The organism is Aeromonas sp. R4-1, assembly GCF_040908325.1.
Lineage (GTDB): Bacteria > Pseudomonadota > Gammaproteobacteria > Enterobacterales > Aeromonadaceae > Aeromonas > Aeromonas veronii.
Genome location: NZ_JBFODM010000008.1, coordinates 11,856 through 26,672, shown reverse-complemented (window position 1 = coordinate 26,672; position 14,817 = coordinate 11,856). Strand labels below are relative to the sequence as shown.

Annotated in this window: 12 protein-coding genes; 5 read left to right on the top strand and 7 right to left on the bottom strand. The window is 57.7% G+C overall.

All coding sequences use genetic code 11. From position 1 onward, the window contains the following. The first annotated feature begins 12 nt into the window (after window positions 1-12). A complete protein-coding gene (locus tag AB5Y90_RS00785) occupies window positions 13-819 on the top strand; it encodes a MipA/OmpV family protein (RefSeq protein ID WP_279462001.1) in 807 nt (268 codons plus the stop codon). 114 nt (window positions 820-933) lie between these two features. On the opposite strand, the gene AB5Y90_RS00780 is transcribed toward AB5Y90_RS00785, so the two are convergent. Further along, window positions 934-1,734, bottom strand: coding sequence for an alpha/beta fold hydrolase (locus tag AB5Y90_RS00780; RefSeq protein WP_279462000.1), 801 nt, complete (start codon window positions 1,732-1,734; stop codon window positions 934-936). A gap of 128 nt (window positions 1,735-1,862) precedes the next feature. Between AB5Y90_RS00780 and ppk2 the strand changes: the two genes are divergently transcribed. Next, window positions 1,863-2,678 carry a polyphosphate kinase 2 gene (gene ppk2, locus AB5Y90_RS00775; protein ID WP_279461999.1) on the top strand — a complete coding sequence of 272 codons (816 nt, stop codon included), beginning with the start codon at window positions 1,863-1,865 and terminating at the stop codon, window positions 2,676-2,678. A 111-nt stretch (window positions 2,679-2,789) separates the two neighbouring features. On the opposite strand, the gene AB5Y90_RS00770 is transcribed toward ppk2, so the two are convergent. From AB5Y90_RS00770 to yejK, 5 genes are all read right to left on the bottom strand, one after another. Continuing rightward, a complete protein-coding gene (locus AB5Y90_RS00770; RefSeq protein WP_279461998.1) occupies window positions 2,790-3,926 on the bottom strand; it encodes a sn-glycerol-3-phosphate ABC transporter ATP-binding protein UgpC in 1,137 nt (378 codons plus the stop codon). Window positions 3,927-3,994: 68 nt separating this feature from the next. Then, window positions 3,995-4,885 (bottom strand): maltose ABC transporter permease MalG, encoded by an 891-nt coding sequence (malG, locus tag AB5Y90_RS00765; RefSeq protein WP_005333868.1) that lies wholly within the window; start codon window positions 4,883-4,885, stop codon window positions 3,995-3,997. Between the two features lie 12 nt (window positions 4,886-4,897). Then, a complete protein-coding gene (malF, locus tag AB5Y90_RS00760; protein ID WP_279461997.1) occupies window positions 4,898-6,550 on the bottom strand; it encodes a maltose ABC transporter permease MalF in 1,653 nt (550 codons plus the stop codon). 75 nt (window positions 6,551-6,625) lie between these two features. Next, window positions 6,626-7,807, bottom strand: coding sequence for a maltose/maltodextrin ABC transporter substrate-binding protein MalE (gene malE, locus AB5Y90_RS00755; RefSeq protein WP_005333871.1), 1,182 nt, complete (start codon window positions 7,805-7,807; stop codon window positions 6,626-6,628). Window positions 7,808-8,215: 408 nt separating this feature from the next. Continuing rightward, window positions 8,216-9,265 carry a nucleoid-associated protein YejK gene (gene yejK / locus AB5Y90_RS00750; protein WP_042082346.1) on the bottom strand — a complete coding sequence of 350 codons (1,050 nt, stop codon included), beginning with the start codon at window positions 9,263-9,265 and terminating at the stop codon, window positions 8,216-8,218. A 73-nt stretch (window positions 9,266-9,338) separates the two neighbouring features. Here yejK and AB5Y90_RS00745 point away from each other — a divergent pair, with 73 nt between their 5' ends. Then, on the top strand, window positions 9,339-9,566 hold the full coding sequence (locus AB5Y90_RS00745; RefSeq protein WP_005333874.1) for a YejL family protein: 228 nt from the start codon (window positions 9,339-9,341) through the stop codon (window positions 9,564-9,566). Window positions 9,567-9,613: 47 nt separating this feature from the next. Then, window positions 9,614-11,464 carry a DUF3413 domain-containing protein gene (locus tag AB5Y90_RS00740; protein ID WP_279461996.1) on the top strand — a complete coding sequence of 617 codons (1,851 nt, stop codon included), beginning with the start codon at window positions 9,614-9,616 and terminating at the stop codon, window positions 11,462-11,464. 85 nt (window positions 11,465-11,549) lie between these two features. On the opposite strand, the gene AB5Y90_RS00735 is transcribed toward AB5Y90_RS00740, so the two are convergent. Further along, a complete protein-coding gene (locus AB5Y90_RS00735; RefSeq protein ID WP_368166421.1) occupies window positions 11,550-12,335 on the bottom strand; it encodes a MetQ/NlpA family ABC transporter substrate-binding protein in 786 nt (261 codons plus the stop codon). A 603-nt stretch (window positions 12,336-12,938) separates the two neighbouring features. Between AB5Y90_RS00735 and AB5Y90_RS00730 the strand changes: the two genes are divergently transcribed. Continuing rightward, window positions 12,939-14,813, top strand: coding sequence for a S8 family serine peptidase (locus AB5Y90_RS00730; RefSeq protein ID WP_368166416.1), 1,875 nt, complete (start codon window positions 12,939-12,941; stop codon window positions 14,811-14,813). The last annotated feature ends 4 nt before the right edge of the window (window positions 14,814-14,817 follow it).

Genomic DNA, 14,817 nt, shown 5'->3' with positions numbered 1-14,817 from the left:
AACGGAGTGTCCATGACCTTTTTTCGTCAAATCAGAGCGGCAGGGCTGACGGCCCTGCTCCTCGCTGCCGCCCTGCCAGCGCGTGCCGATATCGATCTTGGCGCCATGGATCTGCTCACCAGCGACAGCCCTACCAGCCCGGTGCCACAGGGCTTTGTCGCCGGAGCGGCGCTCATCGGGGGACAGGCCCGTTATGAAGCACAGGACAACGCCCTCTACGCCATTCCGGGCTTTATCTACTTCGGCGACGACTTTATGTTTCTGGGAGATCGGGCCCGCTACTATTTCCACAAGGATGAGAACGTGGCCCTCTACGGCTATGGCCGGGTCCGTTTTGGCAATCTGGATCCCGAGGACTCGCCTGCTTTCAGTGGTATGGAGCAGCGAAAATGGCAGCTGGAAGGCGGGATCGGTGGCAACATCATCACCCCCTATGCCCTGCTGACCGTGCGTGCCAACAGCGATGTCACCGGCCGCAGCAAGGGACAGGAGCTGCTGCTGTGGGCCGACTTCCCCATCCTGCGCGACAACCTGCTGATCATGCCCGGCATGGGACTGATGCTGCGCAGCAACAAGATGGCCAACTACTACTTCGGCGGTATCTCCGAGAGCGAGGCAACCGCCCAGCGGCCTGCCTGGGATACCGCTACCACCCTCTCCCCGATGGCGGCCCTCATCACCAGTTACCGCTTCAGCCCCAACTGGATTGGCATGTTTGCCATGAACTACGAATGGTATGATCGGGACATCAAAAACAGTCCCATCGTCCAGCACGATGGCGAGCTCTATGCGGGTTTTGCGCTGGGCTATATCTGGTAACGGTTATGAGTCTTGAACCGTGAGACACGACCAAACAAAAGGGAGCCCTCGGCTCCCTTTTTCACGGCCATCATCAGGCTGGTCGTACAGCCTGCTCAAGCTGCCCATTCAGGCTTACAGCGTCGCCAGAAAATCGGCCAGTTGCTGATTGACGAAGGCCGGATTTTCCAGCGACGAGATGTGGCCAGCCATCGGGATCTCCCTGAACGGGCAACCCAGCACCTCAGCCATCAGATAGCCCTCCAGCACCGGACGGGCCTTGTCCTCGCAGCCGGTCATCACCAGTGCGGGAGTGGTGATCTCCTCCAGCCACTCGATACGATCTTCGCGGGTCACAAAGCTGCGGCCCACCGCCACCATGGCGGCAATCTTCTCGTTTGGCCAAGCGGCCAGACGCGCCTTGAAATCGGCCAGCAAGTCGGCATCGGGCTGGTTGGCAAAGAAGATAGGCGCCACCTGTTCGATGATGGGCGCCGGCACGGTGCCGAGCTGCTCGATCATCGCCAGCATGCCGAGGTAGCGCTCGCAGGTGATCTGCGGTTCCAGGCCGACAAAACTGTCCATCAGCACCAGACCCTTAAGGCGGTTTGGCACCATGCGCGCCAGCTCAACACCCCACATGCCGCCGATGGAGAGGCCCACCAACACGAACTCCTCAATGCCGAGGGCATCGAGCAGCGCCAGGTGATCCCGCGCCAGCGTCGCCAGGGTGCAGCCACCTTCGGGGAGCAGGTCGGAATCGCCGTGGCCCCACAGCTCGGGAACGATGCAGCGATAGCTGCCCTTGAGCGCCTCGATTTGCGGCGCCCACATGGCGCTGTCCCACAGATAGCTGTGACCAAACAGCAGTACCGGCCCTTGCCCTTCGTCCAGATAGGCCATCCGGCGGCCCGCTATCTCCATAAAATGCTTCATGTTATCTCCTGTTGCCAGCGATGGGCGGGCAGTGTATCACGTCCCCCTTGGCAGGTGACGCCTCCCTGGTGCAAGCTGGCAGTGACTCAAAGAAGTCACCCATGAAAGGATGCCAAAAGGAGAAGCCCATGGCGAAGGAGAAGAGCAAGAAGCGGCCACGTCTGGACAAGAAGTGCTACGAGCACCACATTGCCCATCTGCAGGAGGAGCTAGTCAAGCTGCAGGAGTGGGTCAAGCAGGAGGGGTTAAAGGTAGTGGTACTGTTCGAAGGACGGGACGCCGCCGGTAAAGGGGGCGTCATCAAGGCGATCACCGAGCCGCTCAACCCCCGGGTCTGCCGGGTCACGGCGCTGCCCGCCCCCTCCGATCGGGAGCGCTCCCAGTGGTACTTTCAGCGTTATGTGGCCCACCTGCCCGCCGCTGGCGAAATGGTGCTGTTTGACCGCTCCTGGTACAACCGGGCCGGAGTCGAGCGGGTAATGGGATTTTGCAGCGACGCCGAGTATCGCGAGTTTCTGCGCGCCTGCCCCGAGTTTGAGCGGATGCTGATCCGCTCCGGCATCACCTTGATCAAATACTGGTTCTCGGTCAGCGACGAGGAGCAGGAGAAGCGCTTCAAGGAGCGGATCAACACCCCCATCAAGCGCTGGAAATTCAGCCCGATGGATTTGCAGTCCCGCTCGCGCTGGGTGGAGTACTCCCGCGCCAAGGATGACATGTTCACCTACACCGACACCGAGGATTGCCCCTGGTTCGTGGTGGAGGCAGATGATAAACGCCGTGCCCGCCTCAACTGCATCGCCCATCTGCTGAGCAAGGTGCCCTACGAGGCGATCCACTACGAGCCCATCAAACTCCCCCCCATCAAGACCGAAGGGTATGAACGCCCGCCGCTGGCCAGCCAGACCTTTGTGCCCGATATTACCGCCGAACTCGAGGCTTGAACCGGGTTACCTTGCCTATCTGCATGTTCAAATCGCAGGCAATAAAAAGCCGGTCTGACGACCGGCAAAAAGGCATTGATTATTAAGAAAGGAAAACCAGCACAACAAAAATCAGGTACGGATATATTTGGCGGTACGGGGGAACGCCTGCTCCTTGGCATCGAACAGATAGCAGGCTTCGGCCGGGATACCCACGCTGTAGGTCTGACCGGTCGCCACATCCACATCCGAGGTGGCCTTGACGGTAAAATCGTGACCATCCACATCCATATAAACGAATGACTCGGCGCCCAGGTGCTCGGCCACCTGCACGATCCCGCTCACCTTGCTGTGTGCATGGGGGTGATCCAGCGGCATCAGATGCTCGGGGCGAATGCCCAGCTCCACCTTGTCACCCACAACGCCACTGCGGGCATCAACACGGGCACGCACGGTATCGCCAGAGGTCAGCTTGACCAGGCACTCCTGCTCGCCAATCTCCAGCAACTCACCCGCCAGGAAGTTCATCTTGGGAGAGCCGATAAAGCCCGCCACGAACTTGTTGTCCGGGTTGTGGTAGAGATCCAGCGGTGAACCGAACTGTTCCAGGTTGGTGGCAGCTTCGGCCTTGAGCGGGCTCAGCACAACAATCTTGTCGGCCAGGGTCATCGCTTCCACCTGATCGTGGGTCACGTAGATGATGGTGGAGTTGAGCTCTTTGTGCAGCTTGGCGATCTCGATCCGCATCTTGACCCGCAGCGCGGCATCCAGGTTGGAGAGCGGTTCGTCAAACAGGAACACCTGCGGCTGCTGCACGATGGAGCGACCGATGGCGACCCGCTGACGCTGACCACCGGAGAGCGCCTTGGGCTTTCTGTCCAGCAGCGGCTCGAGACCCAGGATCTCGGCAGCGCGCATCACCCGCTTGTGGATGTTCTCCTTGTCCATTTTCTTGAGCTTCAGACCAAAGGCCATGTTCTCGTAGATGTTCATGTGCGGATAAAGGGCGTAGGACTGGAACACCATGCCGACGTTGCGCTCTACCGGCGGCACGTCGTTCATGTAGCGACCACCGATGGTCAGCTCACCGCTGGTGATGTCTTCCAGACCCGCGATCATCCGCAGCAGGGTGGATTTACCACAGCCGGACGGGCCGACGAAGACGATGAACTCGCCCTCCTTGATGGAGAGGTTGATATTGCGCAGGGTGTCCTTGTGAACAGCCGGATCGTAATTTTTGCGAACGTTGTTGAGTACTACTTCAGCCATGACGAGCTCCGCTCTTGAATCTTTGCAAATCGTGATAGCGGGGGGAGTCAGCTCCCCCGGCCATAAACTTAACCTTTCACACCACCAGCAGTCAGACCGCCAACCAACCAGCGCTGTGCCAACAGGAAGACCACTGTGATGGGGAAACCGGAGAGCACTGCGGCCGCCGCGAAATCACCCCACAGATAGTTCTGCGGATAGAGGTACTGCTGGGCCCCGACCGCCAGGGTCAGATTGTTCACATCCTGCAGCAGGATGGAGGCCATGGGCACCTCGGTAATGGAACCGATAAAGGCCAGAATAAACACCACCGCCAGGATGGGCACCGACAGAGGCAACAGGATCAGACGGAATGCCTGCCACGGGGTCGCACCGTCGATGGCCGCCGCCTCCTCCAGGGAGGAGTCGATGGTCTCGAAGTAGCCCTTGATGGTCCAGACGTGGAGGGCAATCCCCCCCATGTACGCCAGGATCAGGCCACCGTGGGTGTTGAGACCCAGCCAGGGAATGTAGTCACCAATCTTGTTAAAGAGCGCGTAGATGGCTACCAGTGCCAGCACCGCCGGGAACATCTGGAAAATCAGCATGCCCTGCAGGATGGTGGACTTGCCACGAAAACGCAGGCGGGCAAAGGCGTAAGCACAGGTGGTGGAGAGCGTCACGATCATCAGGGCAGTGATGCCGGCGATCTTGATGGAGTTCCACAACCAGGTCAGCACCGGGAACGGCGGCGGCGTGATGCTGCCGTCGGCGTTGGTGATGGACATGCCCAGCGCCAGCTTCCAGTGATCCAGCGTCGGATTGGAGGGGATGATCTCCCCTACCGCGAAGTTACCGTTACGGAACGAGATGGCGATAACCATGATCAACGGGAAGATGATCAACGCCAGGAAGCCCCACATGACCAGGTGGGTTGCCCACACCCGGTATTTGACTGATTTGGGTTGTACGATTGCCATGTTGAAGCCTCCTTACAGCTGCTTGTCGGCTTTGGACAATTTCAGGTTGAGCAGCGCCAGCGCACCTACGATGAGGAAGATAGCTGTGGCGATGGCACTGGCCAGACCGTAGTCCTGACCACCCGATCCCTGGAACGCAATCCGGTAGGTATAACTCACCAGCAAGTCGGTGGTACCGGCCGGGGTGCTGGCGCCGATGATGTCGGGCGCACCGTTGGTCAACAACTGGATAAGCACGAAGTTGTTGAAGTTGAAGGCGAACGAGGCAATCAACAGCGGTGTCAGCGGCTTCATCAGCAGCGGCACGGTGATCTTGAAGAAGTTCTGTACCGGGCCGGCACCGTCCATGGCGGACGCTTCATAGAGATCTTCCGGAATGGCTTTGAGCAGGCCCATGCAGAGGATCATCATGTAGGGGTAGCCGAGCCAGGTGTTGACAATCAGGATCATCACCTTGGCCAGGAAGGGGTTGGTATACCAGTCCGGCTTGATGCCAAACGCCGCTTCCAGGAACATGTTGATCTCACCGAAGTTCTGGTTGAACAACCCCTTGAACACCAGGATGGAGATAAACGCCGGGATCGCATAGGGCAGGATCAACATGACCCGATAGAAACCGCGCCCCTTGAGCTCTTCCCACTGCACCAGACAGGCCAGCACCATGCCGATAGCCAGGGTGAAAGCGACGGAGCAGGTTGAGAAGATCACGGTCCAGATGAAGATCTGCAGGAAGGGTGACTGGATGCCCGGATCGGTGACGATGCGCGCGAAGTTCTTCCAACCGACGCTCACCACAAAGCCCGGAGCAATACCCTTGCCGACAAACTGACCCTGTTCGTCGATGTACTGATAGAAGCCGGTCTCGCCATTGGGCAGCATCAGCTCGCCATTCTGGGTATCACGCAGCAGGTTGCTGTCTTTGATCACCACGCCGGACTTGAGCACGGCACCATCCATCAGACGGGTGTAGTGCTGCTTCTGGGCGGCAAACTTGCGCAGACTGCTCAGGGTCAGGTGGGTACCGCCATCCGGCAGTACCAGATCAAGGTCACTCAGATGAGTACGATGCTCAACAATGGCGCGGATCGGTGTGGCCTTGCTGGCCGCTTCGCCAGTGAAGGGCTGCAGCTCGACCACTTGCTGGGTGTTCTGCACACGGCCCTCGCGGGACGCCAGCTCACGGGCCTTGTTGGTCATCAGGGAAACAGGTTGGCTGATAAAGGATTGATCATCCTGTGTCAGCAGCAGCTGGAACTGGCCGTTGTCGCCACCCAGCAGGGTAAAATCGAATTCACCGCCCGCCACCTTGTAGGTTTTCTTCAGGTGGTAGTCCCGCGCCTGCTCCACGGAGAGCAAGTTGGACCCCGAATAGTTGGTGAAGGCAATGCCAATGGTGTAGGCAAGAGGGAAGATGATAAACACAACCATGCCCGCAACACCCGGAAAGATGTAGCGATGGGCATAGGTCTTCTTGTTCATGAAGACATACAGACCGACGGAAACCACCACCAGATCCAGCAGCGCGAATACCCACTCGCCACTGGCGTACATCATCACGGCTGCGTAGCCGTTGAGGATGGCAACCAGGGCCGCTATGGTCCACTTAAGCCAGGTGTGCTTATCCTTCGGACCGGCATAGGACTCAACAGAAGGTACTACTTCCATGCCAATTAACCTTTATAACGCCAAGAGAGATTTGAGAGAGTGGGAGGCCATGACGGCCTCCCGGGTAGTGCGTGCTTACTGAACGATACGCTTGGCAGCGGTATCCAGTGCTTCGTCAACACCCTGACGACCGGAGGTCACGTTCTTGAGGGCAGTTTCGAAGGAAGACCAGAAACGGCTCATCTCGGGAACGGATGGCATCGGCTCGCCAGCCTGGGCGTTCAGCATGGTGGCCTTGATGTGCGGATCGGATTCCAGGGTCTTCTGGAAGGATTTCAGCGCAACGGCACCCAGCGGCTTGTCGGCGTTAACCGGCGCCAGACCGGCATCGGTCAGCAGGTAGTTTTCCAGGAACTCGATAGCCAGATCCTTGTTCGGGCTGGCGGCGTTGATGGTGGCACCCAGTACGCCAACGAAGGCTTTGGCCGGCTTGCCGTTCAGGGTCGGCAGCGGCGCTACGCCGTACTTGATGCCGCTCTTGTCCAGGTTGCTCCAGGCCCAGGGACCGTTGATCATCATGGCCACTTCGCCCTTGTTGAACTTGGCGTCCATCACACCGTAGTCGATGCCTTTTTCCAGGTGACCGGACTTGATCATCTCGGAGATGTAGCCCACGCCCATCTTGGCACCTGCGTTGTTCACGCCAGTATCTTTGACGTCATAACCGGTAGCGGTTTTCTTGAAGGCGTAACCACCGTTGGCAGCCACCAGCGGATAGCTGAAGTACGGGGTGTCATAAGCCCACATGATGGCGCGCTTGCCGTTTTTCTTCAGAGTCTCGTCAATCTTGGCGATCTCTTCGAAGGTTTTCGGCGGCTCGGGCAGCAGGTCTTTGTTATAGATCAGGCTGACAGCTTCCATGGCAACCGGGTAGCCATAGGTTTTGCCATCAACAGTCATGGCATCCCATGCCAGCTGTTCAAATTTGCCTTTGGTGGCAGCGTTCGGCGTTACCGGAACCAGCAAACCGGCTTTGACCCACTCACCGTAACGGTCGTGAGCCCAGAAGAAGATGTCCGGGCCGTTGCCAGTGGCGGCGGCTTGCTGGAATTTCACTTCAACCTGATCTGGGTGAGCCACAGTAACCTTGATGCCGGTTTCTGCTTCAAACTTCTTACCCACTTCAGCCAGACCGTTGTATCCCTTGTCACCGTTGATCCAGATGGTCAGCTGGCCTTCATCGATGGCAGCAGTAGCAGAGCAAGCGACGCCAAGAGTGGCCAGACCGATCAGGGATGACAGCAATTTCTTTTTCATGAGCCTTTCCTTGTATTAGTTCCGCGCTGTAAGAGCATTGTGTGCGAGATGAATATTATCCCAAGCGGCAAACGGCTCACATGACGCAACTCGCATTTTTGAAATGCAATTACGTATTTCCTTCCAGAAAGTTTTGAAAACATTTTCTTATTTCAGGGAATTACGGCCATTTATCGGCTTAATTCCAGACAACCACAGAATAATAATTACCAAAATGAAATAAAATTTCATGAGTGAAAGGGTTTTCACCTCAATGAAAACCCTTTCAGATGGTTTATTTTGTTTGATTTGTTAACAAAGTACCGCGCCAGTTTCGAGGTCTGCCCGGGCGCAATAAAAAAAGAGACCCCGCCGGGGCGGAGTCTCTTTTTGCCAGAAATGACGAGTTGATCACACTCGGGAGCATGACTACGACTGGCGCAGCAGCTGATCCTTAAGATTGGGCGGCACACCCTTGATGGTCAGGGTGTCGGTCTGGGGATCGTAAAAGATCCGGCTGTTCAACAGCTTCTGCTCAAAGCTCAGAGTCAGACCGCCGCCGGAGCCAACAAACTTGGTCAAACCACGCAGGGTAGAGCGATCCGCCGGGAAACGCTCTTCCAGCTCATACTCCTGACCGATAAAGCTGTAAAAATCGAGGTCACCGTCGCCGGGCAATTCTGCAGACAGCTCCTTGATTTCGATCTCTTCACCGGCACTCGCCTGTTCGGTGCAATATTTGAAGACCTGCTTTTTATAGTCATTGCGCTCGGTCGGTTCGAGCTGACGAGTATCGCAATAATCTTCGACCGCCTGCAGCAAGCCTTTATTTTGTACCTTGGCATCCATGCCCTCGCGGGCACCCAGCAGATCCATAAAGAAGTCGCCCAGTTTGCGACCAATGCGCCCCTTGCTGAAGGTGATATAGCGGCGCGAATCAGGTTGGGTTTTCCATTCGGTCAAATCAATGCGGGCCACCAGATTGAGTTTGCCGATATCCAGATACTGGATATGGCGCAATTCCAGCGCTTCGCTGACGGTGACGCTCTCCTTGCCCTCCAGCAGGGCAATCAGCAGATAATCGACCCCGACGTAGTTATATTTGGCAAACAGCAGCACCCCTTGCTCATCGAGGGCGTGCTCCACCAGCTGCTTGACCAGCATCTGGGTCACGGTGACCGAGAAGGGAACGAATTCGGTCTGCTCGTCGAGCAGCTGTTCGAGGGCGATACGAAACGCGGGTGAAGGCTGCTTGGGAGCCTCTTCACCGTCGGCCAGCTCGGCGACGGCGGCCTCGGGGTCGGCAAAGAAGCCAAAGCCCTTGCCGCCCTTGCCGTTGTAGATCCGATGCAGTTCCGCCATCAGTCCCTGTACCGCCTCATCAGGGGGCAGGGTCTGGCTGCGGGTATCGGCGTGGGGTTGACCATCGCCGCCCTGGCGCAAGGAGTGAAGAATGATCTTGTCGATATCGAGACTCATGTCACAAAGCCATAGTGTTAGCCGAAAGGGTGAAGTATTATAAGGCGCTTTGAACCGAGATGAACTGAAGATTATGCCTATCGTATCAAAGTACAATAACGAGCAATTTGACGCCCTGATGAACGACCTGATCACCGCGCTGGAAAAGCATAAAGCGCCGGTAGATCTCAGCCTTATGGTGCTTGGCAATCTGACCACCAATATCATCAACGGTATGGCACCGGCCCAGCGCCAGGCCATCACTGAAAAGTTTGTCCAGGCCCTGACCGCATCGGTCGATAATCGCCACGACGCACACTGAGTCCCCGACTCTGTTGATTTGACGTTTCTCAACGCAGATGGATCACTATGGTCGAAACCGGTAACCCCTATCGTGATAATGTCTCTCGCCTGATCACCTGGGGGCATTGGTTCTCCTTCTTCAACATTATTCTGGCCATGCTCATCGCCACCCGTTATCTGGGTGCCATCAGCTGGCCATCGACCACGCTTGGCGTGATCTATCTCGTTGTAAGCTGGATTGGCCACTTCTCGTTTCTGAGTTTTGTCACCTACCTGTTGACGATCTTCCCGCTCAGCTTCGTGCTGCCCAAGGAGAAGTCGTTGCGGTTCATCTCGGCCATCATCGCTACACTGGCGCTGGTGCTGCTGCTGATCGACACCCAGGTATTCCGGCTGTTCAAGTTCCACCTCAACAGTCAGGTATGGCAGTTGCTGCTGGATCAGGCGCAAACCGAAGAGGGCTCAATCTGGAGCATCATCTTCGTTGCCGTGCCCACCATCTTCCTGCTGCAACTGCTGCTGTCGGCCTATGTCTGGCGCAAGATCAACAAGCGCAAGCGCCGCCAGTACGGCAATCAGGTGGGGCTGGCTCTGCTGATCTGCTTTATTCTGACCCACGTGGTCAACAGCTGGGCGGATGCGACCCTCTATCAGCCCATCACCATGCAGAGAGCCAACTTCCCCCTCTCCTACCCCATGACGGCCCGCTCCTTCCTGGCCAAACATGGCTGGCTGGATCTGGATCAATACGAGAAGCAGGCTGCTTCCCAGGGGGATAACAGCGACAGCCGGATGCACTATCCGCTGCGCCCGCTCAACGTCAACGCCCCCCTGACTCACAACAATCTGCTGATTGTGGTGGTCGACTCATTGCGTTTTGACATGCTCAACAACATCAACATGCCCAATCTGCAGCGCTATGCGGATCAGCATCTGACGTTCCGCAATCACCTGAGTGGTGGCAACGACGACCTGATGGGCATGTTCAGCCTCTTCTACGGGTTGCCCGGTCACTACTACAAGGACATCAGCAGCGACAAGCGTCCGCCGGTGCTGTTCGACGAGATGCTGCGTCAGGATTACCAGTTCGGGCTATTCGGCGCGATGGAAGATGCCCAGAAGTATCGCAAGAGCATCCTCGCCGGTCTGCGCAAACAGGTGTTTGTCTCCGAGCAGAGTGACGATGGCAAGCTGCTGACCGACTGGCAGCTGTGGCTGGAGAAGCGCTCTCCCGAGCGCCCCTGGTTCTCGCTGGTCTATCTCTCGAGCCCCGGCGACTACCAATTACCCGCCACCATGAAGGGGCCGTTCCAACCGGAGCTCGCCAACTTCAATCCGGCGACCGCCTATCGGGCGGAGAACCTGCAAAAACTGGAGAACCGCTACAAGAACTCGGTCTTCTATACCGACCAGTTGCTTGAGCAGATGCTGACCAAATTGCAGTCGCAGGGGATGGACAGCAACACCATCGTTGTCATCACCTCCAACCACGGCCAGGAGTTCAACGACACCCGCAGCAACAGCTGGGGCGCAGGCAGCAACTACTCACCCTATCAGGTGCAGGTACCGCTGGTACTGGCCTGGCCGGGGCGCGGCAGTGACGTTCGGGAACAACCGAGCAGCCATTTCGATCTGGCGCCGACCCTGATGCAGGGGATGCTGGGCGTGCGCAATCCGGCGCGCGATTACAGCGTTGGCCGCTCGCTGTTTGATACCAGCCCGCGCAACTGGCTGCTGGCCGGGGATCAGAACGACTTCGCCATCTATGAAGGGGACACCATCACCCACTTCAACAAGCAGGGTGACTTCGAACTGCTGGAGCGCAACAGCTATCGCCCGATCAAGCACGGCACCCCGGATATGGGCGCCATGATCCAGGTGATGAACGAGCTGAACCGCTTCTATCGCAACCAGTGAAGCCCGCGATGATGACTTGATACCATAAAAAACGCCCCGAATTCGGGGCGTTTTTCGTTGTATAGCCGGGCCACGTTCACGACTGTTAGCCACCCCACCCTTGCGGGTACTTGTAGCCAATGAAACGCTTGGCTGCATAGGCTTTGAAAGCCGCCGAGTTGTAGGCTGCCGCCACATCTTTGGCAAACGGCTGCTCCGCATCTGCGCTTTTCACCACCACCCAGTTGATAAAATCGTAGCTGCGCTCCAGAAACAGTCCTTCACTGAACGGGATACCGCTGGAGGCTGCAAAATTACCGTTGATCACCGAGAAGTCCACATCCTCCCGCGAGCGGGGCAGTTGCGCCGCCTCCAGCAACACCAGCTTGAGATTGTGCGGATTGTTCACCACATCAAACTCGCTCGCCTTGAGCGGGTTTATCCCCTCCTTGAGAGTGAGCCAACCAAGATCCTGCAGCATCAGCAGCGCCCGCGCCTGATTGGTGGGATCGTTGGGAATGGCCACCGTGCTCCCCTCTTTCACCTTGTCGAGTGCCGCCAGCTTGCCGGAGTAGAGCCCCATCGGACCGGTTGGCACCTGGGTCATGGGTGCCAGCGACAAGCCGCGATCTTTGGCAAAACTCTCCAGATAAGGTTTGTGCTGGAAGCAGTTCACATCCAGTGATCCGTCAGCCAGAGCAATATTGGGGGTCACATAGTCGGTGAACTCCACCAGCTTGACCTTGTACCCCTTGGCCTCCAGCTGCGGCTTGATGGAGTCGGTCACCATGTCGGCAAAATCCCCCACAGTGGTACCAATCACGATCTCCTGTTTGGTCGGCAAGGACGCATCGGCGGCAACCGCGGAAAAAGAGAGGCTCCCGACCGCCATCGCGGCAATAAAGGTGCTGGCGCCAGCAGTGGCGCGCAAGGAAGCAGTCAAAGGAGAAGATAAGAAGGAACGAAACAGCATAGGGACTCCCTGTCAGGTACGCATCAAACTATGGGACTGCGGCGGGGTGGCTCTCAGAGATTACACCCCTCACACCGCGGCAATCTAGCCATCCAAACGGCTATTTTCGTTACCATAACAGAGCCATCCACCGCCGCCAAGCAATAAACCGCTGGTCCCACCTCATCCCCCTTGCTGTCACCCCCGAATGCATAGCTGTATCACATTGGCACACACAACAATGCCACTCACGTTCAAGAGCGCACGAGCTCCCCTCGGGATTGCCCCGAATCGAGATGGCTGCGGCGAAGGAGAGTCGCGAGAGGTGTGAATTACAGATAAAAAGATCAGTAGCGAGCGGTGAGAACCATTCTCAATAGAACACATAACCAGTGTCATTGGAATACCTACCACAAACTGAATCGGATTTCTTTGAACCTCATTGCGTTTTTTGAAAATGGCTCTTTTTGAACCCCTGTCACCCGTGTATAGATTTCCGTCGCACTCAGGATGAGTGCGATCCAAGATGGAGTTAAAAAAATAATGAAGCAAACATCGTTAGCACTGGCGATCACAGCACTGCTGTCGACCCTGCCCAGTGCGCTCGTTCAGGCAAATGAAGGTTGTGCGCCGCTCACCGGCAAGGAGAGCGGCATGGATATCGGACGCAGCAGCACCGAGCGCTGCCTGCCAGGTGCCAATCCCCTGCAGGATCAGCAGTGGTATCTGCTCAACAGCGGCCAGGATGGATTCAGCGCCCGTGACGGCATAGCGGGTAATGATCTCAACCTCTGGTGGGCTCATCGCACCGGCGTGCTGGGCCAGGGAGTCAATGTGGCCGTGGTGGATGATGGTCTGGCCATCGCCCACCCGGATCTGGCGGAGAACGTGCGTCCGGGTTCGAAAAACGTGGTAACCGGCAGCGATGACCCGACACCGACCGATCCGGATACGGCCCACGGCACCTCGGTCTCCGGCATTATTGCGGCGGTAGACAACGCCATCGGGACCAAGGGGATTGCCCCGCGAGCCCAGCTTCAGGGGTTCAACCTGCTGGACGACAACAGCCAGCAGTTGCAGAAAGATTGGCTCTACGCCCTTGGCGACAGCGATGCCAGCCGCGATAACCGAGTGTTCAACCAGAGCTACGGCATGAGTGTGGTGGATCCCCGCTCTGCCAACTCTCTGGATCAATCCCAACTTGATCGTCTGTTTGAACAGCAGACCCTCAAGGTGCAGGGCGCGGCCTATATCAAGGCCGCCGGCAACGGCTTCAACAAGATAGCGGCGGGCGGCTATGTGCTTAACCGCACCGGCAATGGTCCCAAATTGCCGTTTGAAAACAGCAACCTTGATCCCTCCAACAGCAACTTCTGGAACTTGGTGGTGAGCGCGCTCAACGCCGATGGCGTCAGATCCTCCTACTCCAGCGTCGGTAGCAACATCTTCCTGAGCGCGACCGGCGGCGAGTACGGTACCGACGCTCCGGCGATGGTGACCACGGATCTGCCCGGCTGCGACATGGGTTACAACCGCACCGACGATCCCAGCACCAACCGGCTGCACGGCAACCCGCAACTGGATGCCAGCTGCGACTACAACGGCGTGATGAACGGCACCTCCTCCGCCACCCCCAGCACCTCCGGCGCCATGGCGCTGCTGATGTCCGCCTACCCGGATCTGTCGGTACGTGACCTGCGGGATCTGCTGGCGCGCAGCGCAACCCGGGTCGATGCCAAACATCAGCCCGTGATGGTCAGCTACACCAGCAGCACCGGCAAGGTGCGCGACGTGAAAGGACTGGAAGGTTGGGAGCGCAATGCCGCCGGCATGTGGTTCAGCCCGACTTACGGTTTCGGTCTGATCGACGTCAACAAGGCCCTTGAGCTGGCAGCCAATCACCAGCCCCTGCCCCCGCTGGTACAGCTGCCATGGCAGAAGATCAATGTCACCGGCAGTGCCGCCGCCATTGCGGATGTGGGCAACAGCCCGACCAGCTCGACAACCCGCATCGCGACACCATTGACGGTAGAAGCGGTTCAGGTGATGGTGAGTCTGGATCATCAGCGCCTGCCCGATCTGCTGATCGAACTGGTCTCCCCCGCTGGCACCCGCAGCATCCTGCTGAGCCCCTTCAACAGCCTGGTCGGCCAATCTCTCGACCAGCAGCAGCTGGGCTTTGTGCGAACCAAGGGATTGCGCGACATGCGGATGCTATCCAACAAGTTCTACGGCGAATCGGCGCAAGGCACATGGCGACTGGAAGTAACCGACGTTGCCAACGGTACCCGTCAGGTCTCTCTGCTCAATCGCGAGACCCGTGAGCGTACCACCCTGACCGAGCGCAACAATCGCCAACCGGGCAAGCTGATCTCATGGTCCCTGCGGGTCCTGGGTCACGATGCCAACCGCAGCTAACACG